We start from the raw sequence: 19,725 nt of genomic DNA, 5'->3' as shown, positions 1-19,725 counted from the left end.
ACTGGCTCCTGTCAGAAATCGAAATGAACCATTCGATACATGATGTAGTCTCCCAACAGGGCCCAGCTGCCGAAGATGACGAATGCAGGCGTAATGAGAGGACTGTTCCAGACCTTGCCGTAGTAGCCGGGCGCGGTGACCCAGAGCAGCCCAAACATGACGAGCGGAAACAAGGAAATGATCCAGGCCGACGCCCGGCCCTCGGCCGACAATGCCCTGATCTTCAGCCGCAGTTTCTGACGTTCCCGCAACACGGCTGAGAGATTCGCGAGGATTTCGGTAAGATTGCCGCCGGTCCTCGCCTGGATCGAAAGCGACACCGATAGCAAATTGAGTCCCTCGAAGCCGACCCGTTCCGTTAATTTCCGCACTGCCTGCTCCATGCTGAGTCCAAAAGTAATCTCGTCAGAGACGATGCCGAATTCCGTGCCAAGCGGGTCAGGTATCTCGCGGGCGACTAGACCTATCGCAACTGACGCAGGATGGCCCGCGCGCAAAGAACGAACGATCATGTCCAGAGCATCGGGCAATTGCTTGGCGAATTTCTGAATCCGTTTGTTACGTGCCCGGCGCAAAACAAGAATAGGCAAGGCAAAGCCCACCACGAGAAAGATGATGAAGGCTAGCGGCGCTGCAACGTGCAGGAAAAGCCAGAGCAGCAAAGCCGACGCCAGGCCGGCCAGGAAAAACGACGCTGCGAAGGTCATCGGGTTTCCGGTGATGCCGGACTGGGTATAAAGCCTGTTCAGCGAGACAAAGCCGAAGATAAAATCTCCTGAATCCGTCAGGCCGCGTTCTCGCAGCAAACCTTGCAAGGTTTTTTCCGCGGGCGCCTCATCAGCGAGACGACGGAGCCGGTGGTTCACTGCCACGAGTCGAGAGCGGCGACCGGCCAGCGAAAGGTAAAGGGCTTCGCCGGCAAGGATCACCGAGGCTGCCGCGAGCATGTAGATGAAATAAAGCAGCGCCTGTCCGGTAAGCATCAGAGGGCGACCTGCGGGTTGAAGGCATCCTTGGCGAAATGGAGCCCCAGCGTTGCGGCCTCTGGCGCGAAGCGTGGACGGATACCGGTGGCGCGAAACTCGCCGATGATCGTTCCATCCGCGGCTACATCGCGCCTCACGAAGTTATAGATTTCCTGCAGTTGGACGACGTTGCCTTCCATGCCGGTAATCTCGGAAATCGACGTTACACGCCTGCCGCCATCGGCGAGCCGCTGCGTCTGCACGATGATGTCGATGGCTGAGGCAATCTGCGCCCGGATGGATTCGTGCGTCATTGGCATGCCGGCCATGCCGACCATCTGCTCCAGCCGCGAGATCGCGTCGCGCGGCGTGTTGGCATGGATGGTGGTCATCGACCCCTCATGGCCGGTGTTCATGGCCTGCAGCATGTCAAAGGCCTCCTCGCCGCGAACCTCGCCGACGATGATGCGGTCCGGCCGCATGCGAAGCGCGTTCTTCAACAGTTCGCGTTGACGAACCTCGCCTCTGCCCTCGACATTCGGTGGCCGCGTCTCCAGACGACCGACATGCGGCTGCTGCAGTTGCAGTTCCGCCGCGTCCTCGATGGTGATCAGGCGCTCTCTGGCCGGGATGTAGCTCGAGAGCGCGTTGAGCAAGGTTGTCTTGCCGCTGCCGGTGCCGCCGGAGACCAGGACTGACTTGCGGGCCTGGACGGCGATCCGCAGCAGCTCGATCATTGGCGGGCGAATCGAATTGAACGTCATCAGGCGCTCGAGCGAATATGGATTCTTGGAGAATTTGCGGATCGACACCAGCGGGCCGTCCACGGAAATCGGTCGCACCGCAATATTGACGCGCGAGCCGTCCGCCAAGCGGGCGTCGACCATAGGCGCGGATTCATCGACGCGCCGACCGATAGCCGAGACGATCTTGTTGATGACACGCAACAGATGCGCCTCGTCGCGGAAACGGATAGCCGTCTCCTCGATCACGCCGCGCCGCTCGATGAACACGCGCTCATGCGTGTTGATGAGGATGTCGGTGATGGAGTCGTCCTTGAGCAGCGGTTCGATCGGCCCGAGACCCAGCATCTCGTCAGCGGTGTCGCTGGTCAGCTGATCCAGCTCGCGGGCGTTTAGCGGCACGGCACGAGTGCGAACGAACTCGCGCACGATCGGACGGATCTCGTTCAGGATCTGATCCTTGGAGGCTGTTTCAAGAGCGGACAGATTGAACCTGTCAATCAGATGTCGATGCAGCTCGACCTTGAGCGTCAGAAAATCATCGCCATGCGGTTCAACTTCAAGCGGCGGGGCTGGTGCCGATACGCTTGCTGGCACCGGCACTTGCGCCTGCGGTTCACTCGGTCCCTTGATAAACCGCCCCAGCATAATCCCTTATACCCCCGCTAGCCCCTTATTAGCGGAAACTAAACGTTAACCAAGCGAGGCACAAGCGCTGGAGGGTCTCACGTGAGGCCAATGCTTTCAACATAGTTAAAGAGGACGCCAGAAAAATATCGTTTTATTTCGACTCGCGCGCTTAACCCTCTGCCCCAACTTCCACCTCACGGGACCTTTCATGCCGAAACAAATGAGATGCGGGTGAAAAATCTCCGTAAACCCTTAGATATAAAGGAATATGCAGGTACGCTAATACTGCTATCGTTTTGCCTTGGCTGCGGCCAAATTGTGAACGAATGGTTAAGGAGGATTGAAAAATCAGCAGAATCAAGCTCTTGTAAGAATTCAAGTCGCCCTTGAGCTCGCGAGCATAGGTATTGGAAGGTTAAGGAATTGTTAATCCCGTTTGACTCTGCTTTTTCGCGAGCCTTAGGATTGAGGTGACGGGGGATGCTTGGGTATGGAGTTCATCCTTGGCTCTGTCTCGTCGGGTTCAACTCCAAAGGGGAGAAATTGACATGAAGAAGCTCATGACGATGACCCGGCAGTTCCGCGACGACGAAAACGGCGCTGCTATGGTCGAATATTCTATCCTGATCGGCATCATCGCGGTGACCGCGATCGGATTCATTATCGGTATCGGCATGTGGGTCACGGGCCGGTTTACTGATCTTTGCACCGCTTTGAACGGCCATGGCGGCGGCACTTGCGCCAGCGGTGCCGGTTCTTGATCGTTTGATCGGCATCAGGCCCGGGTTGTCCAAACCCGGGCCTGACATCAGTCGTGGCGGGCGAATTCCCGCTCTATTGGCTGGGGGCTTGGGGTTATGCGCGCCAACACACTTATTATGATAGTCCTCGCCGGCGTCTTCGGAGTGCTGGCGGTCGTGCTGATCAACATCTGGCTCGCTGGCCAGCGTAGTGCTTTGGCTCAATCAAACGGCAAAGGCAATACGATCGTTGTCGCGGCACTGCCGCTGAAGTTCGGCGACACATTGAGCGCCGACAAGTTGCATGAGATCGCTTGGCCCGCGGGCGCAGTCCCGGCTGGAGCGTTCAAGACCACCAAGGAAGCCTTGGCCGGCAGTGGCGCAAGGCAGGCGCTGCAAGCGATCAGCACCAATGAGCCGATCCTCGGCAGCAAGATTACCGGTCCAGGCCAGCGCGCCACACTTTCGGCGGTGCTGGGTGAAGGCATGAAGGCCGTATCCATCCGCGTCAACGACGTGCTTGGCGTTGCCGGCTTCGTCTTCCCGGGCGACCGGGTTGATGTGCTGCTGACGCGCTCGGTGCGCGGCGATGACGGTGCGGACAAGAGTTTTGTCGACGTTCTGCTGCAGAGCATGAAAGTGCTCGCCGTCGACCAGGTCGCTGACGTAAGCAAGGACAACCCGACGGTTGTGAAGTCGGTGACGCTTGAAGCCACCACAAAGGACGCGCAGAAACTGACGCTGGCCGCCGGTGCGGGGCAGTTGTCTCTTGCACTGCGCCAGGCTGCCGCCAACAAGGGCGAGACAACCGAACGAGTCACGCTTTCCGACCTGAATGGCGAGACGCCGGACGATGTCGCAAAGAGGCAGGCCGAACTGGACAAGCAGGCCGCAGCCGACGCCGCAGCCGCAGCCGAACGCCAGCGCGCAGCTGACAAGATCGCCGGATTGGAAAAGGCCGTGGACAGGGTGGGAAGCCAGCTCGACGAGTTGAGCAAGGTCAAGCCGGTGCCGGCCGTGGTGACGGCACCCGCATCAAAAGAAGTCGTCAAGGAAGTTATCAAGTATTTGGAGCCGGAACCGCCGAAGAATGTTACAGTGGGCGTCTTTCGCGGCGTGAAGCTTGAATCCTATGACGTGCCGCGACAACCATAAAGGGATGCGGCGAAGCGGGGCAGCCGGCGGCAGCAGTTTGGGAGATGGGGATGCAGGGGTTTTGGATGAGGGTAGCGGCGGCCGCACTGTCCTGTTTGGCTGCGCTGCTGACGTCGATTGCGGCGGCTGAAGCAGCCGACCGGTTCATCGACGTATCGAACCCGAGCGTCCATCGCATCTTCCTGCCGATGTCGCAGTCGGTGACGCTCCAGGTGAGCGCCAATCTCGGCGACATCGTTGTCGGCGACGAGAAGATCGCCGATGCCCAGCCCATGACCGACCGAACGCTTTATGTCATCGGCAAGAGCGCCGGCACCACCACGGTCAATCTCTTCTCCCCGGAAAAGCGTTCGCTGGGCGTCATCCAGATCGAAGTCGGTGTCGACGTCAGCGACATGGCGCAGGCGATCCGCCAGGTGGCGCCCAGGGCGCGCATCGAAATCGGTTCGATCAACGGCAAGGTCAGGCTCGGCGGCCACGTCAAGGATGGCGCGACGCTGGCATCGATCCTGGAGGTGGCGCAGCAATATGGCCCCGACGCCATCATAAATTCCGTCATTGTCGACGACAGCCAGCAGGTCAATCTCGAGGTGCGCGTGCTGGAAGCCAAGCGTAATGCCGGCCGCGACCTCGGTGTGTCGATCAAGAGCACAAATCGCAGCGGCACGACCCGTACAGGCACGGGCGTTGCTGCCGTCGACGAAGATGATGTGGTGCTGGGGCCCGGCAACCTGATCACCGGCCTGCTGTCGAACACCAATCCCTTCGCGGCGCTGATCACCCGCGTCATCGACAGCAACATCAAGGTCGACCTGATCATTGAAGCGCTTGAGGCCAAGGGCGTCGTGCGCACGCTGGCAGAACCCAATCTCACCACTCTGTCCGGTGAGCCAGCCAGCTTCAACGCCGGCGGCGAAGTGCCTATCCGTGTCGTGGGCAATGATGGCCAGATAACCATCACGTATAAGCAATTTGGCGTAAATCTGCTGTTCACGCCGGTCGTACTCGACGACGGCAAAATCCATATGAAGCTGGCGCCGGAAGTGAGCGACCTCACCGGTTTCACCACCGCCGGCGACCCGATCTTCACCAACCGCAAGCTGGAAACCGTCGTCGAACTCCGCGACGGCCAGAGCTTCGCGGTCGGCGGGCTCCTGTCCAGCAAGACCACCAAGCTGCAGAACCAGGTGCCGTGGCTGGGCCAGGTGCCGGTCATCGGTGCGCTGTTCCGCAATTCGAGCAACCAGAAGGAAGAGACCGAACTGGTGGTTATCGTCACGCCGCACATCGTCCGGCCGGTGAAGCCTGGCGAGCAGCTGGCGACCCCGTTCGACAAGACACGGCCGGCCAATGACCCGGAGTTCTTCATCCTTGGTCAGCTCGAGGTGAACAAGGACATGATCCGAAAATATGAAACGGGCGACGGCGTCACCGGCCCCTATGGCCACATGCTGGACTTCAAATCGAAGGACAAGATGCTCTATGTCAAGAAATAGCGCCTTGATCTTTCTGTGCGCCGGCGCCCTATCGGGCTGCGCTGCGGACTATCTGAACCACTACGACACGGTGACGCTCGCCGCCGGCGACACGCAAAAATTCAATTCGCTGGCGCAGACGGTGGATCCGTTCAATCCGAACGCGAAGAACACACATATCGAAGGCGACGGCGCCCGGGCAGCCGCTGTTGCACAGGGCTACAAATTTCCACCGCCACCACCGCCACCGCCAGCGATAACGGTCAATGTCGGCGGGTCGGGTGTGACCAACGGAGCGAATTGAACAGAAGGATGCGGTTGCATTGCGCCGGGCGAGCGAGGGGCCTGGTGAAAAGGAAGCAGAGAGTAAGGTCATGTTGGGGACCATTAGGGCGTTCTGGAATGATCAACGCGGCATAGCGATGATCCTTGTCGCAATCATGCTGCCTGTGCTGGTTGGCTTCGCATTGTTGGCCATCGATATGAGTCGGGCCTACGGACTGCACAATGATCTTCAGAAGGGTGTCGATGCGCTTGCGCTTGCGACAGCCGCGGAACTGGATGGCAGATCGGATTCGATCACCCGAGCCAACCTAGCGAAGACGACCCTTCTGACCGAGCAGAAGACTAAGTTTTCGACCGCAGGCGATCATACGCTCGCCCTGTCTGATGTAACGGTAACATACTTGACCGGCATTCCCGCCAGCGACGACACGAGGTTGAGCGCTGCCGGCGTCGACTCTAACGGCGTCAACTGGGCAAGCACCGATCCTAAAGTGGTGTCATTCTCGTTGGTGACGGTGAATGCTTCCGGCCTGACTGATGGTGCGGGTGCCTTTGCAACGATCTTTCCTGCAAGCTTTATCGGCAGCAACGATACTATGGACATCCGGCCGCAGGCCGTGGCCGGGTTCGTTCAGTCGATCTGCGAAACCGTGCCGATCTTTATGTGTAACCCATTCGAGACGGCAGACCCATTGACCAGCAAGACTATTCAGCAGGCGTTTGCATCTGGGGAGACCTATAGCCGCGAGTTCCGAATCCTGAAATCGGACGGCAACGCTTGGAACCCCGGAAACTTCGGCTTGCTCGACAACAGCCTGGTCTCCCTGCGCGATGCAATTGCTATGGGTACGGCCGGCACTTGCTACAACCGAAATGCCATCACTACCAAAACCGGCGTCACGCTTGGTCAGGTCAATGCCGGGCTAAACACCCGTTTTGCCATCTACAGCAACTCGCTGAATAAGTATGACAAGGATTTCGCCTACCGCCCATCAACGAACGTTCGGAAGGGGCAAAAGAGCAACTCCTGCAACAAATACTCTCCGGTGACCGACGGGTCAGCACTACCTCTCCCCGCCGGCACAAACTATGCCAACGGGAAATCTGACAAGATCGCCAGCCAGATCTCGTGGAGCGCATACTGGCTTGCCAACCACAAGACCGCCTACATCAACGTGCCATCGAAGACCAACCCCACCGGGGTTACCAACATGCCGGCATCTCGCTATGATGTGTACCGGTACGAAATCGATCATACTCTCGTAGGAGATAAGTCGAAAAACCCGACCCAGGAGGTAGGCACGCCGCAGTGCTATAAGGGAACCCAAGCTCCGACCGATAATCCTGACCGTCGCCTCCTCAACATGGCGATCATCGACTGTATGGCCAACACGACCAAGATCAAGGGGCATAGTCAGATCAAGCCGGATGGCTATGCGAGCGTGTTCGTAAACACTCCAGTGCAAAAAGACGACAACAGCAAGGACGACGAGGACGCATCGGCCAGCGAAAAGCCTATCAGCCTTGAGATCGTCGACGTCGATGGCGGCTTTGCCAACAACACTCTGGTCGACAAAGCATTCCGCAACGAAGCCCAGCTGTACCGGTAGAGCCGACATGACCAAGCTTGGCCACATCATCAGGCGGTTCCAGGGCGACGAAAGGGGCGCCGCCTTGGTGGAAGTCGCGATCACCGTCCCGTTCGTATTGCTGCTATCGGCCGGTGTGTTTGAATTCTCCAACATTCTGAACACGCGCCTGCTCCTTGCAGCAGGCGTCGAGGATGCAGCTCGCTACATGGCGCGATGCAGTAGCGACTGGGACACTTGCAAGGGGTGGGCGCAAAACCTTGCTGCCAAAGGGGCAGTCGTTGGCGGCAGTGACAGAGTGTCTGGATGGCTTCCTGCGACAGTTAACATTACCCCTACGTCTACGCCTGCGACCGATGTATCCACAGGCGCCCAGCTTTATCTCAGCAACACGAGCATGGTCGTCGTCGTAAACGTCAGTACATCCTATGCTTACCCGGACGTTGGATTCTTGTCGTATCTTGGCTTTGGTGCCCTTACCCTCAGTGTCTCCCATCAAGAACGAGTCATCGGATGGTGATGGGAAACCAAAGGTTTTGCGCGGAGCAGTCGGGCACCGCGATGGTCGAAATGGCCATCGCTCTGCCATTGCTATTGACGCTTCTGCTCGGCTTCGTCGATTTCGGCTACGCCTTTTACCAATGGAACGCGGGAAACAAAGCTGTGCAAGCTGGCGCAAGACTGGCGCAAATTTCTGGTCCTGTAGCACTCGGCGTTCCATCTGAAACGATAACGCAGGCCGATGTGACCAAAGTCGGCACCGCAGTGCCGGCCGGCACGTACGATTATGTCTGCACTGCAAGCACGGCAGGTGTCGCCTGCTGCAGTATCGGAGGAGGCTTGTGTCTACCCGCGAATGCGAGCCAGGCCTCGTTCGACGCGATTTATGACGGCACGGCCAACCGTGCCGGAATGGAAGACTACCTGCCGATGCTTGAGAAATCGCAGGTGCGGATCGAATACGCCGCCTCCGGCCTCGGCTACTGGACGCGCCCCAGTGGCCCGGTCCCGACCATTACGGTCAGCATCACCAATCATCCCTTTCAGTTTTTCTTCCTCGCCGGGCTGCTCGGATTCGGAAACATCACCATGCCCTCCATGCTGAGCACGGTTACGGGCGAAGACATGAAGAGCACGTGGACACCATGAACGCCATCAACACCAAGGTTACACCGACCAAGCGAAAGCAGGTGGCGCTGTTCTCGTCGGATGCGAATTTCAAGCGCGATGTGGCGACGCGCCTCGATGCGCTGGCGATCTACGACGTCAGGGTTTCCGAGACCGGCGACTTCCTCGGGGGGCCGCCTGCGGACACCCGCCCAGGCATCGTCATCCTCGACCTCGGCAATGGCGAGTTGCTCGGAAGGCCGGGCATCGTCGACGCGCGCGCCCTGTGGGCGGCCGTGCCGCTGATCGCGGTCTCCGACGAGCTGTCGTCGGAGCAGACGCGGGTGCTGGTGCGCATGAATGCCTCGGACTGGCTGCACAAGCCGCTCGACGGCAAGGAACTGCTGAACGCCGTGACCTTCCACGACACCGGCAATCAGGGAACGAAAAGCCGCATCATCACCTTCATCAGCGCCAGCGGCGGCGCCGGCGCGACGACGCTCGCTTTGTCGGCGGCCGAATTCCTGGCGTCGAAATCGAAGGAACGCGGGGCTTCCACCTGCCTGGTCGACCTCGATTTCCAGAGCGCCAATTGCGGCGCCTATCTCAACCAGTTCAACCAGTTCGACCTTGGCGGCATTATCGGCCAGCCGGAGAGGCTCGATGTCGAACTGATGGACGTCATCAAGCTCTCGCGCCCGTCCGGGCTGACGCTCTATTCCTTCGAGAGGCCACGATTGCCTTTCGAACCGCAGGGCAGTGACTTTGTCTTCCGGCTGCTGGACCTAGTCGCCTACCGGTTCGACGACATCGTCATCGATCTGCCGAACATCGAGACGCCTTGGCACAATTCGGTGCTGTCGACGAGCGACGAGATCTTCATCGTCTTCGAACTGAACGTCGCCTCGCTGCGACAAGGCAAGCGGCTCTACAAGAAGATCCGCGAGTTGCGTGGCAATGCTGTCAGCATCACGCTGGTCGCCAACAAGCACAAGCGCAAATGGTTCGGCAACCACTTTTCGCGCAGCGAACTCGAAAAGATCTTCAAGGCGCCGCACATCAAGTCGGTCGCGCTGGACAATGCGCTTCTCACCGATGCGTTGAACCGTGCTATCCTGCCTGCCGAGGTGGATGGACGTGCGCGCTTCAACAAGGACCTCAAGCGGATGTTCAAAGAGCGGCTCGATGACGCTGCCAAATAGGGGGCGGCCAAGTAGGTATCGGATTGGCCCGGGATTGGCCTGCGTCATGAGCATTGCGCTGATGATGCTGGTCCAGGATTTCGCCAGCGCACGATCGGCACTTTCGGATCGGCCGCCGCTGCCGGCAATGGGACCCAGCCTGCGCAAAACCGTTGCCTTCGAGACGACAGAACAGCCCGGAACGATCGTTATCCGCAAGGGCGAGAAAGCGCTTTATTTGGTGACCCGACAAGGCCAGGCGCTTCGCTATCAGATCAGCGTCGGACGCGACGGATTTGGCTGGACCGGGGTCGTCAAGGTGGGGGCGAAGACCGAATGGCCGGAATGGCGCCCACCCCGCGAAATGCGCGCCCGCCAGCCGGACCTGCCGCAAATGGTGCCTGCCGGTCCCTACAACCCACTCGGCGCCAGGGCGCTCTATCTCTCTCGGGACGGGCGTGACACGCTCTATCGGATACACGGAACCAACGATCCCAAGGGTGTTGGCTTCGACGGAACATCGGGGTGTTTTCGCCTTACCAACACCGATGTGATCGATCTCTTCAAGCGCGTCGCGATCGGCGCAAAGGTGGTGGTTCAATGACGATGATCAGCGAACCGGACATGCCGGCAATCGAGATTGGGACAGCAACCCGCATTGGAGAGCAAGCTGCCGTTGTGAAACCGAGCGACAAAACCATTATCGGCGCGGTCATCATCGGCACGTCCCTGCTCACTTTGGTGAATATGGTAGCCGCAGTTTATCTCTACCGCGGTATCAGCGATATGCGGTTTTTGGAAGGGCGGCTGGAGGAACTCGGGACGTTCGAACAACGAATCGGCGGCCGGTTGGACACGGTCAACAACGGTTTTCAGAGCCGATTTGAAAAACTGGACAGTCAGCTGCAGAGCAGCTTTGGTGAAATCAACCGGAGCATAGCCCGGCTGGAACAGAACCAGCCTATTGTCCGTGACGAAATCACGTCGAGCGCAGCGGAACCTTCCGTCGACACGACCAGCAGCATGGCGGAGGCGCCTGCTGTTCTCGATGGTGAAGACGCGACCGAGCCCAGCGTCGTCGATACACCGCGTCCGCCCAAAAGGACGATTGCAGCTGCTTCGCCTGCCCCAAGCCCCGACTACCAGCGCATAGAGCAGGCCGACGGCAAGGTTTACTACCGGAAGATCAACTAACGCCGGAAAAATTGGGGCTGCCTTAAAGATCTCGCTGCAGTGCAACAAGCCTCGCGGCCAGCGCTCCGGATTGCTCTCGAGCTTCGCTGAGAAAGGCAACATGACAGTAGGCGCATGCTGTCAGACCCAGAACCAGCACAAGGCTGTTCTTCAAGGTGAAATCGACTATTAGCGAGAAGGGAAGCCCCCCGGGCACGGCGAATGAAGCGATCGTGCTCGCTGTTTCGGAATGGCTGGTGACGGCGATCATCAACCCGGCGAAAAGCAGGGCGACGTGATTGGCAAGAAAGAAAAAGGCAGCCGACCTTCTTGTGCGGCACGCCGTCCAGCAAACGATCGACGCGGCTGCCAGCATGGAGGCATCTACGACCATCGACGACCCGAGATAAAGATCGACCTGTTGCCAGAACATCGTCGACAGCGGCCTTAGTTCAAGCCAAACCCGCCACATTGTGGGGCTGGCCGGATATGCTCCCAGCAAGAAAGTCGCTATGCGCTCCCCTGCAAGGATCAGCAGGATCAGCGATGGGAAGGCAAAGAGCATTATCGACTTGCGCTTCATGTCACCCTCAACAATCTTGCTTTCAAGATAGATTGCAGAGATTACGCGAGGCTTAACGGAGCGGTGGTGATTCTGTGGTGGCGCGGCCAATGGGGCATGGCAGCCTGCAACAGCCATTCGCGTATGGCGCAGCCATTAGTTGTTTTGGCTGAGCACGAGCGTAACCACCTTAGGCTCGGCTCGCTGCAGACATCGTTCCGGAATATCGGGCCACATCGCCTTGGCGCATCCCTGATCTTCGCCTGGCGCCGTCGCAAGCGAGAGTTCTGCGTTACCGGCTTCGTCTGCGGTCGACAGGAATACTTGCGTGGCGAGCGCAGTCGCCATAGATACTTGGACGAGGATAAGGGCGTAGGCAAATCGTCTGATCATCCGCTCGCAACGTTCAATCCGCGAAGTGGTTCCAACGTCGCGACCCGCCGATGTAAAACCCGATCACGATGCTCGAGCCTGCGCCCTGCCCGTCCTCAGCTTTCCTAAGGACAACCCTTCGAAACCGGAAATCAGCCTTTTGGTGCAACAAACACGTCAACTCGACGTTGCGGAATGGACGTGGCGATCCTCACCGGCGATCAGCCGATCGAGGCGTCGACCCTCGCCAATCCTTACTATGCCAGCGCCTTGGTCAGCGCCTACAATGATTATCAGATCGATCAATGGTTGCCGAAAGACGATCGTTTCATGGGTTCGATCATCATCGCACCACAGGATCCGAAGCTCGCTGCCGCCGAGATACGCCGTCTGGGCAGTCATCCGCGCATGGTCCAGGTTCTCGCTTCCCAAGGGTCCGTCAAGCCGTATGGAGACCCGTTCTACCATTCGATCTACGAAGCTTGGGCTGAAGTAGGGTTGCGATTCGCCATACATCTGGGCGGGCATGGCGGCGTGAATTCAATTGCCATTGCGCCTGCGCCCACGACATTCTTCTGGGAAATGCATGCCATTTTGCACATGTCGGCGATGTCGCACGTGGCAAGCATGATCGCCCATGGCGTCTTCGAGAAGTGGCCGGACCTCTACTTCGTGATCATCGAGTGCGGTGTCGCCTGGGTTCCGTCGGTCCTGTGGCGCCTGGATGCCGACCACAAAGCGCTGCGCAAAGAGACGCCATGGCTGAAGATGCTGCCCTCGGAATATTGCCGGCGCAACATTCGCTTTTCCACGCAGCCGCTGGAGCAGCCTGCAAATGTCCAACATCTCTGGTCCACGCTCGAAGCGATGGACGGGGAAAACACGCTGATGTTTGCGTCGGACTATCCGCACTGGGATTACGACGATGCCAACACGCTGCAAATCCCTCCTGCGTGGAAAAGCAAGATCATGGGACTGAACGCGCTGGAAGTCTACAAACGCATCCCCCGTGCGCAAGCCGCGAATGCCGCCTGAGGAAGCATACGATGCCCGAGAAAACATATATCTGCGGCGTCGACGAGATCGAAACAGGATCTCCGTTTATCGCCAAGATCCGCAGCCTTTCGGTCGGGATTTCCGCATCGGAGATTCATTCCACGCGCTGCTGAATGTCTGTCCGCACCGCGGAGCTCCACTTTGCGAAGGACCGCAATGCGGGACAACCGCGCCCGTTGAACAAGCGCAATTCATCTATCATCGCGAAAACGAGATCGTCCGATGCGCCTGGCATGGCTGGGAATTCGACATTAAGTCAGGTGAAGCCTTGGTCGATCCGTCCATTCGCGCTCGCACATTTCCAGTCACCGTCGAAGCCGGCAGCATCTATGTGACGGCCTGATTGGCCCAAAAGCCGATTGGGATTTGAAAAATTCGAAGAAAGATGGCCGCAGCCAACTAGCAGATTTGTTCGCGGTGCTTGAAAAAAATAACGCGGAGAACTCCGCAATGGGAGAGTCAAATCTCAGAATCTGAATGCAAGCTTGGTATCGCGCAAAGCCTGGTCGGTGGCGGCAAAGTTTCCCGCCGCGACTTCATTCATCTTGGAATAGCCGCAGGCCTGACGGTCGCCGCCGCCGACACGCTCTTCGTCGCCAAGGCGCGTGCCGAACCGATGCAGGGCGGCTTCGCCAAGCTCGGCATGGCTCACGGCGCGACGACGGATTCAATCGATCCGGCCGGCTACCCCGATACGTTCACACAAACCGCGTTTTCGGGCTCGCTATCCAACAGCCTCACTGAGGTCGACGCCAAAGGCAATGTCCAACCGGACCTCGCCGAGAGCTTCGAATCTTCGGACGGGGCCAAGACCTGGGCCTTTAAGCTGCGCAAAGGCGCAACCTTCCACAACGGCAAGACTGTGACGGCGGATGACGTCGTGACGTCATTGCAATATCACATGGGCAAGGACACAAAATCGGCGGCGAAGTCGCTGTTGGAGTCCGTCGCCAGGATCAAGGCGGACGGCCCGGAAACGGTGGTCTTCACGCTCAAGAGCGGCAACGCCGATTTCCCTTACATCATGAGTGACTACCATCTGGTCATCATGCCAGCCAAGGACGGCAATTCGGACTGGGCTTCAGGGGTTCGCACCGGCGCTTTCGTCCTTGAGAATTTCCAGCCCGGCGTTTCGGCGAAACTCAAGCGCAATCCAAACTACTTCAAAAACGGCAAGCCCTATCTCGACGAGGTGGAATTCATCTTTATCACAGATCTTGCCGCTCGCATGGCGGCCTTGTCGACGGGCGAGGTGGACCATCTTTTTCGACCGACAGACCGCTCAGACGTGGTACTTGGTGCGTACAGCCACCGGTGAAGTCACTTGGCTTGCGCTCGGTGATCCGATGGCAAAATAGAAAAGCCCCCGCCCGCCAGGCGTCCGGGCAGTTTTTGCCCGTTCAGATCGATCTGTGAGGTTTGTCACAGACGCATCGACGTAGGCTACGTGCAGTTTCCTGCAGGGGTAAGGGAGTGGTCCCGATGCTTGTAACCTTCCTATGCTTGTGAATTTTCCTCTTGTCGCCGTTGCTCCCTTGCCGATTGGGGCCGTCATCGAGCCGAGCAGAAGCGCTGTTGAAGGCAACGGACGAGTTGAGCGAGTCGACCAGACGACGTGCTCAGAGGCAGCGAGTTCTCTTTCGGAAATGATGAGCTGCCTTTTACGGCCGGCCTTCATGGGGCGGGGTTGCGGATGCCTCTGGCCGGACATTCGACGTCAGTGAAGCGAGGCACTCCTCCAGACGTTCCAGCCGCGCCTTCTGGCATCGCAGTGTGTGCGCGACGTCATGCAGCCTGGATTTGCCCTGAGAGTTGGCGGCAGCGATCAAGTCTATTTGGAGCCGACTGATCTCGCTCCGCAGATCGCGAGCGTCAGCTTCCATCAGACCCCTGATCCATCCAGCCCCGCGCATTCCAGCACACCATCCACCGAGCCCTGCGTCGCACGATAGCAGCGAGTTTGCTAACAACCATGCCATGAACCTTCTCGAATTTTACGCATTGCTAATATATAAAAAGCCCGCCACCGTCAGGCATCCGGGCAGTTTTTGCCCGTTCGGATCGATCTGTGAGGTTTGTCACAGACGCATCGACGTATCGGCGTAGGCTACGTGCAGTTTCCTGCAGCGGTAACCTGCAGCGGTAAAGGGAGTGGTCCGATGCTTGTGAACCTTCCTATGCTAGTGAATCTTCCTCTTGTCGCAGTTGGTCCCCTTGCCGATTGGGTTCGTCATCGAGCCGAGAAGAAGGCGCTGTTGAAGGCAACGGACGAGTTGAGCGCGTCACCAGACGACATGCTCAGCGACATCGGGATTTCCCGTGACGACATCACGACGTTTGCGTTCCGCAGCCGGCGTCGAGACGTAGGGGCTGAGCAATAAAAAAGCCCGCCACCCTGAGGCTGCGAGCCAAATTCTTCGAGAATTAAACTGGATCGTTCCAGGTTCTGTAGCGCGGGAAGCGCCAGCTAATGGTTTGCGGATGACCGCCTCCAAACATAGCGAGCACAACGCACCCGTCCTCCAGTTCCGCGTCTGGATCAATGATAAGGCTTTCAGCCCGAAGCTCGGGGTAGGTGTCTGTCACCGCAAACACGTTGTAGGCCCACTTGCTGGCGGCACTGCGAGGCAAAACTGCTGCCCCAGGGTCACGTGACCGTGCCGAGACGATCGCGGGCTATCAGATGCCGTCGACGTTCTCTTGAGCCGCGACCGAAATTCGACTAGTCGAGTCAGCCGCTTCCGATGATCGCCAGTATATCAAGCAAACGACCAGCCCGGCGTACCCGACTTGCAGAACGATCAGCGCAAGGACCGCACAGCCGAGCGCGGTCCAAATTGAACCGGCTTCGATGTAGGTCCAGATCGCCACAATGATCGCAGTGGCAGACATGCCGACCAGGAACTGTGGAAAATACATTCCTCACGCATTTCATTAATTTAGCGATTGCACAATTAGCCGATTCTAAAATATCGCTGCAGCATGATGTCGCATCGGCTAGCACTACCCATCCACAGAAATGGTCGCTGCAGTCTTTGGGTGTGGGGCCGCACCGGCCACCGCGCGCGAAGATAGAGCCCCCGCGCTGCCTAGATATAGTCATATCAGCAATCACGCCATTAACCATGTAGGCGCTCCCAAGCCAAAACTCAGGGAATCCCTCTTGAAGGCTCAAACGAGAGGACAAGCTAATACCGTTGAGAGTCGCGGGCATGGACGACGGTATGGGCGAGCATCTTGGGGTTTTCGACCTTGACGCTTTGCGCAAGGCTTTCCTCGAGTTCGTAGAAGAGCATAAAACCACGGATCATCCTGAGTGGTGCGAACTCGCCAAGCTGTTCCTCGAAAATCAACGAGAGCGGCACCAAGAACCGGACCCTGCCCAGCCGGAGGGGTGAACGCACCAGCGCTGTGTGACCGGACCGGCGCAGAAGCCATGACCAGAACAAACCGGGGATTCACGGATTCGCGGTGTCGATCTACATTTGCTCTGAGATGGCATTGGCGTGGCGCTGGCCGGTTAGGTAAGCGAGCCCCTTGTCAGGCAGTCCGGCATGTAGGACATGACCGGCACGTCGGGGAAGCCTCAGGCTAAGTCCACCCTTTCGGCGACACGACGATTCACTTCGATAATCAATTCGAAGACGCTTTCAAGCTCGCCGTTGATCTCGTCGGCAAGAATCCCGGCCTTCTCGGCAGCTGTCATCAACTGGTCTTTCAAGTCGCCAACCGAGATGGGGTCTCCCCGCGCCACAATGGGCAGTTGTTGGCTACCCACTTATCGAGAAACCTCAGGCCACGGACGCTCATTTGTTAGCAACCTCTCATCCTTGACACTGCACCCGCCCGCGGCCGGGTGACACCCGATCGCATAAGCGTGACGATTCCCTCCTATGACTTCCCGCATGCGGTTGTCGATTCGACTTCGAAGGCCGTGATCGGCCAGATATGGAATTAGTCGGCCCGGTCACGCGCATCGACGGCGACAAGGTAACCGTCAGCCTGCGGCCACTGGTGACTGTCGACGCCGAGCACGTGCGCGTTGTTGAGAGCCATGTGGGGTCGCCACGGCGAAAAAAGCCGATTGTTGGCAAAGCCTAACGGCGCTGCTTGAGGAGATCAAAGGCCTCGTCGCAGGGGCAGCCGCCGGAAAGAATGGGATTCGGGCCGCTTTGGATTATTATGCGGTTCCCGAGCCAGCACGGCGACAAGTACCGAGCAGTCGAGTTCCTCGTTGAACGAAAAGTGCGGGTCGGCCTCGGGCAAGATCTGAGCCAAGCGTAGCGATTTCAACCTGGCTGTCTTGGCGGCACGTTCTGTGCATTCAACCTCATTGATCGCTTTCGCGGACCGCACTGCACCTCGGCGTTCTCCCAGCCAACACATTTCCTGGTAGCCTCATTCTCACCTCCCCCAACGCAAATTTCTAACATTCGGATGAACCATGTCGCCCTTCATTCTGATGAAGCCCAAGCTCAAGCAGCGGACCAGATGGCCGCGATTGTGAGCTCGCACCGACCGGCGAGGTGATGCGAGCCCGGCCGAGTCTTGCGGGACCCTGGACAGGGACAGCGCCGAGTGGCTGGTGTCGGCGCTCCTCGAGTTCCTCATGGAAGGCAAACACCCTCAAACACGAAAGATGACTGTTGAACCGGCCGCTGACGCCGCCAGAGGCCGCGACCAGCTTCTAACCGCCATTTTTGAAGGCTAGCAGCAGCCTATCAAGCCACGCTCTATGAAAACAATGGTCCTTTGGACAATTGCGCGACCTTTGCAGAGACGGCACTAGCGTCGCTGGAGTCGAGTGGCTTCAGAGTGGTGCGTTAAGCCACCTTTGCTGCCTGCACGGTTTCGGGCGAACCGTGCAGGTTGCCCAATGGGGGCGACAGTGGAACAAACAGGGGATTCACATTCCCGGAGTTCCGATCTAGAATCATTCCATGGAAACGGTGTTCGATGATATCGCCAACGCCCTCAGAGAGCCCCGCTCACACGTGTGGCGCCCAGTCTTCGCCCTCGATCTTGCCGCCAAGCTGTTCCTTGGCCTCGCTGTCGGCCTAGGCGTTGGCTTTAGAATGGCGCTGGCTGGTTAGCTATCTCGCTGCGGCCGGCTGAAGTGCGACAGCAGCAAAATCTGCCGTTGAGTTTCCCGAAAACGTAGCAGTCTCTGATTCAGCGGAGGTCGAACTTGTTGATGCATGGATGCCAAGGAAATCCTTTCCACAAAGGGCACTAAAATCTTCGGTGACATTGCTCAGGGAGCCGGAGGTGGTGCCGGAAGCGATGAGCCAGATAAAAGCCGCATTGACGGAGAATAGAGGCTCCCGCCTTCGTGGCGCCATGTCGTCACCACAGGCACGCCGGTCGAAATGGCAGTACTGGCAACCTGCCAAGGGTACGACACGAAATTCGATCCTTGGACAATCGGCCCCCCGGATAGAAGTGCCATTTGCAACTAACCAGCGTCGTCACCCCACAGGAAATCATTGTTAGCGGCGTTGCCTGCGCCAGTGTTGTGGGTGTCGATGGCATCGATGTAGCCCGAGCAGATCACAAAGCCGGACGACAGCCCCACGAAATTGGAGATGCTCGCGCCTTTTGGCTGGTGATGCCGTTGAAATCGGCGCATGTCCGGCTGTTTGGACCTGCAGTTGTAACGGCCGGCTGCGCACTGGTGACCCAATCTTCTCGAAGTACCGGCCGCCGCCGGTCTGGTCCTTGAAGGAATCGATGCCGGGCGTCGGAATCTTCGCCCTGGAAGGGTTGTCGATGTTGGCTTCGATCTTCAGTGCTTCGAGCCTGCCGCTCAGACTCCGCCGAGCGTCGGCTCTTTGCGGTAGGCATTTTCCGCCGCGACGAATTCCGAGGTCGGTCTCGGGAGCTTCAGTGCTGATCTGAAGTAAGCGGCGCTGGCCGTTTTCGAAGGGCGAGATATCTTGGCAGCGATGTTCATTGCCATTATGTCCATCGCAAACGCGATGCGTCCCGTCGCGTTTGTCACTTTTGCCGAAAATATTCCCGCATAGCCGCTACGTCGGCTTTCCATCTGCCGCCGACGCGCCGGCCGAAACCTTTCCGATCTTCTGGCCGAGAGCCTCGGCGGCAACCGCCGTCTCGACCCAATCTCCAGAACCCCGATCCTCGAACTCCGTTCGATCCCAGCGACGAGCGCCGCCATTTGCGCGAGTTGGCGTCTGATCGCTGCGAGTTTGCGCACGGTGCTCATGGGCACGTCTCGATCGATGCCGGAACCAAAGTCGTTGAGCAAAGTTTCCTTACCGAAGGGCGTTTTAGGCTTTTTTTGGAGAACTCGAAATGAAGACCATCATCCTTGGCGCATTGGCGCTTTGCTTGGCTGCGCCTGCGGTCGCGTCCGCAGAAGAAGGCATCGTCTTCCAGACCCAGCGACATCACCACCGCCATTATTGGGACGACAACAATAACGACCGTGTGGTCATCTATCGGAACGGACACCGTCTCCATCGCCGCCATCATGGCGAGCAGGCGTTTTACGACAATGGCGAGCGCGCCTGGCGCCGGCATCATCACCGGTCCAGCGACTTTGTGGTCACCGGATCGATCAACCGTCCGATGCATCACCGCCGTCACGTCGTCATTCAGCAGGACGACAACAGCGATTATGACACCGACTATTGATCGCAGTCTAACGGCCCGGCCTTCAACGAGAGCCG

At 58.4% G+C, this 19,725-nt stretch carries 22 protein-coding genes and 1 pseudogene; 16 read left to right on the top strand and 7 right to left on the bottom strand.

Annotation, left to right across the window (positions count from 1 at the left end; genetic code table 11):
* Positions 1 to 11: 11 nt before the first annotated feature.
* Both NKH22_RS25530 and NKH22_RS25525 read right to left on the bottom strand, forming a co-directional pair.
* Complete coding sequence (locus tag NKH22_RS25530) at positions 12 to 983, bottom strand: type II secretion system F family protein (protein ID WP_352911526.1); 972 nt, start codon at positions 981 to 983, stop codon at positions 12 to 14.
* Positions 983 to 2,356, bottom strand: coding sequence for a TadA family conjugal transfer-associated ATPase (locus NKH22_RS25525; RefSeq protein ID WP_352911524.1), 1,374 nt, complete (start codon positions 2,354 to 2,356; stop codon positions 983 to 985). The genes NKH22_RS25530 and NKH22_RS25525 overlap by 1 nt, the downstream gene beginning before the upstream one ends.
* Before the next feature lie 530 nt (positions 2,357 to 2,886).
* On the opposite strand from NKH22_RS25525, the gene NKH22_RS25520 reads away from it, so the two are divergent.
* The 10 genes from NKH22_RS25520 (at position 2,887) to NKH22_RS25475 (ending at position 11,064) form a co-directional block, all read left to right on the top strand.
* Complete coding sequence (locus tag NKH22_RS25520) at positions 2,887 to 3,099, top strand: Flp family type IVb pilin (protein WP_352911522.1); 213 nt, start codon at positions 2,887 to 2,889, stop codon at positions 3,097 to 3,099.
* Positions 3,100 to 3,195: 96 nt separating this feature from the next.
* Positions 3,196 to 4,233, top strand: coding sequence for a Flp pilus assembly protein CpaB (gene cpaB / locus NKH22_RS25515; protein WP_023673364.1), 1,038 nt, complete (start codon positions 3,196 to 3,198; stop codon positions 4,231 to 4,233).
* Positions 4,234 to 4,283: 50 nt separating this feature from the next.
* Positions 4,284 to 5,729, top strand: a complete 1,446-nt coding sequence (locus NKH22_RS25510) for a secretin GspD/PilQ domain-containing protein (protein ID WP_031215532.1) — start codon at positions 4,284 to 4,286, stop codon at positions 5,727 to 5,729.
* Complete coding sequence (locus tag NKH22_RS25505; RefSeq protein WP_352911519.1) at positions 5,716 to 6,012, top strand: hypothetical protein; 297 nt, start codon at positions 5,716 to 5,718, stop codon at positions 6,010 to 6,012. Before NKH22_RS25510 ends, NKH22_RS25505 begins: the two co-directional genes overlap by 14 nt.
* Before the next feature lie 70 nt (positions 6,013 to 6,082).
* Positions 6,083 to 7,603 carry a TadE/TadG family type IV pilus assembly protein gene (locus tag NKH22_RS25500; protein ID WP_352911516.1) on the top strand — a complete coding sequence of 507 codons (1,521 nt, stop codon included), beginning with the start codon at positions 6,083 to 6,085 and terminating at the stop codon, positions 7,601 to 7,603.
* A 7-nt stretch (positions 7,604 to 7,610) separates the two neighbouring features.
* The gene (locus tag NKH22_RS25495) at positions 7,611 to 8,102 is read left to right on the top strand and encodes a TadE/TadG family type IV pilus assembly protein (protein WP_023707051.1); all 492 of its coding nucleotides are present in this window, start codon (positions 7,611 to 7,613) and stop codon (positions 8,100 to 8,102) included.
* The gene (locus NKH22_RS25490) at positions 8,096 to 8,731 is read left to right on the top strand and encodes a TadE/TadG family type IV pilus assembly protein (RefSeq protein WP_352911514.1); all 636 of its coding nucleotides are present in this window, start codon (positions 8,096 to 8,098) and stop codon (positions 8,729 to 8,731) included. Before NKH22_RS25495 ends, NKH22_RS25490 begins: the two co-directional genes overlap by 7 nt.
* Entirely contained in the window at positions 8,728 to 9,891 is a 1,164-nt protein-coding gene (locus NKH22_RS25485; protein WP_352911551.1) for a CpaE/TadZ family protein, read from the top strand. The genes NKH22_RS25490 and NKH22_RS25485 overlap by 4 nt, the downstream gene beginning before the upstream one ends.
* The gene (locus NKH22_RS25480; protein WP_352911511.1) at positions 9,875 to 10,474 is read left to right on the top strand and encodes a L,D-transpeptidase; all 600 of its coding nucleotides are present in this window, start codon (positions 9,875 to 9,877) and stop codon (positions 10,472 to 10,474) included. Before NKH22_RS25485 ends, NKH22_RS25480 begins: the two co-directional genes overlap by 17 nt.
* Positions 10,471 to 11,064: a hypothetical protein gene (locus NKH22_RS25475; protein ID WP_352911508.1), complete on the top strand. Its 594-nt coding sequence runs from the start codon at positions 10,471 to 10,473 to the stop codon at positions 11,062 to 11,064. The genes NKH22_RS25480 and NKH22_RS25475 overlap by 4 nt, the downstream gene beginning before the upstream one ends.
* Before the next feature lie 22 nt (positions 11,065 to 11,086).
* On the opposite strand, the gene NKH22_RS25470 is transcribed toward NKH22_RS25475, so the two are convergent.
* On the bottom strand, positions 11,087 to 11,626 hold the full coding sequence (locus NKH22_RS25470) for a hypothetical protein (RefSeq protein ID WP_352911505.1): 540 nt from the start codon (positions 11,624 to 11,626) through the stop codon (positions 11,087 to 11,089).
* Positions 11,627 to 12,172: 546 nt separating this feature from the next.
* Here NKH22_RS25470 and NKH22_RS25465 point away from each other — a divergent pair.
* From NKH22_RS25465 to NKH22_RS25450, 4 genes and pseudogenes are all read left to right on the top strand, one after another.
* A pseudogene (locus NKH22_RS25465) lies at positions 12,173 to 13,012 on the top strand (amidohydrolase family protein); the annotation flags it as partial.
* Positions 13,002 to 13,376, top strand: coding sequence for a Rieske (2Fe-2S) protein (locus tag NKH22_RS25460; protein WP_352911502.1), 375 nt, complete (start codon positions 13,002 to 13,004; stop codon positions 13,374 to 13,376). The pseudogene NKH22_RS25465 and the gene NKH22_RS25460, both read left to right, overlap by 11 nt.
* A 78-nt stretch (positions 13,377 to 13,454) precedes the next feature.
* Positions 13,455 to 14,351: an ABC transporter substrate-binding protein gene (locus NKH22_RS25455; RefSeq protein WP_352911500.1), complete on the top strand. Its 897-nt coding sequence runs from the start codon at positions 13,455 to 13,457 to the stop codon at positions 14,349 to 14,351.
* 841 nt (positions 14,352 to 15,192) lie between these two features.
* Positions 15,193 to 15,414, top strand: a complete 222-nt coding sequence (locus NKH22_RS25450) for a DUF1127 domain-containing protein (RefSeq protein WP_352911498.1) — start codon at positions 15,193 to 15,195, stop codon at positions 15,412 to 15,414.
* 298 nt (positions 15,415 to 15,712) lie between these two features.
* Here the strand turns inward: NKH22_RS25450 and NKH22_RS25445 are convergent, their stop codons facing one another.
* Positions 15,713 to 15,952, bottom strand: coding sequence for an exopolysaccharide production repressor protein (locus tag NKH22_RS25445; protein ID WP_023706903.1), 240 nt, complete (start codon positions 15,950 to 15,952; stop codon positions 15,713 to 15,715).
* A 293-nt stretch (positions 15,953 to 16,245) separates the two neighbouring features.
* Here NKH22_RS25445 and NKH22_RS25440 point away from each other — a divergent pair, with 293 nt between their 5' ends.
* Positions 16,246 to 16,431 carry a hypothetical protein gene (locus tag NKH22_RS25440; protein WP_352911496.1) on the top strand — a complete coding sequence of 62 codons (186 nt, stop codon included), beginning with the start codon at positions 16,246 to 16,248 and terminating at the stop codon, positions 16,429 to 16,431.
* A gap of 188 nt (positions 16,432 to 16,619) precedes the next feature.
* Here NKH22_RS25440 and NKH22_RS25435 read toward each other — a convergent pair whose 3' ends face one another.
* The 3 genes from NKH22_RS25435 to NKH22_RS25425 form a co-directional block, all read right to left on the bottom strand.
* Positions 16,620 to 16,754, bottom strand: coding sequence for a hypothetical protein (locus NKH22_RS25435; RefSeq protein WP_352911494.1), 135 nt, complete (start codon positions 16,752 to 16,754; stop codon positions 16,620 to 16,622).
* Between the two features lie 1,734 nt (positions 16,755 to 18,488).
* On the bottom strand, positions 18,489 to 18,662 hold the full coding sequence (locus tag NKH22_RS25430; RefSeq protein WP_352911491.1) for a hypothetical protein: 174 nt from the start codon (positions 18,660 to 18,662) through the stop codon (positions 18,489 to 18,491).
* 177 nt (positions 18,663 to 18,839) lie between these two features.
* Complete coding sequence (locus NKH22_RS25425; RefSeq protein WP_352911488.1) at positions 18,840 to 19,259, bottom strand: hypothetical protein; 420 nt, start codon at positions 19,257 to 19,259, stop codon at positions 18,840 to 18,842.
* An 89-nt stretch (positions 19,260 to 19,348) separates the two neighbouring features.
* On the opposite strand from NKH22_RS25425, the gene NKH22_RS25420 reads away from it, so the two are divergent.
* A complete protein-coding gene (locus NKH22_RS25420) occupies positions 19,349 to 19,690 on the top strand; it encodes a hypothetical protein (protein ID WP_023673396.1) in 342 nt (113 codons plus the stop codon).
* Positions 19,691 to 19,725: the final 35 nt, after the last annotated feature.

The organism is Mesorhizobium sp. M1252 (assembly GCF_040318265.1).
Taxonomy (GTDB): Bacteria; Pseudomonadota; Alphaproteobacteria; order Rhizobiales; family Rhizobiaceae; genus Mesorhizobium.
Note: the sequence above shows the minus strand (reverse complement) of the source record. Positions and strands in the feature narration are given on the sequence as shown.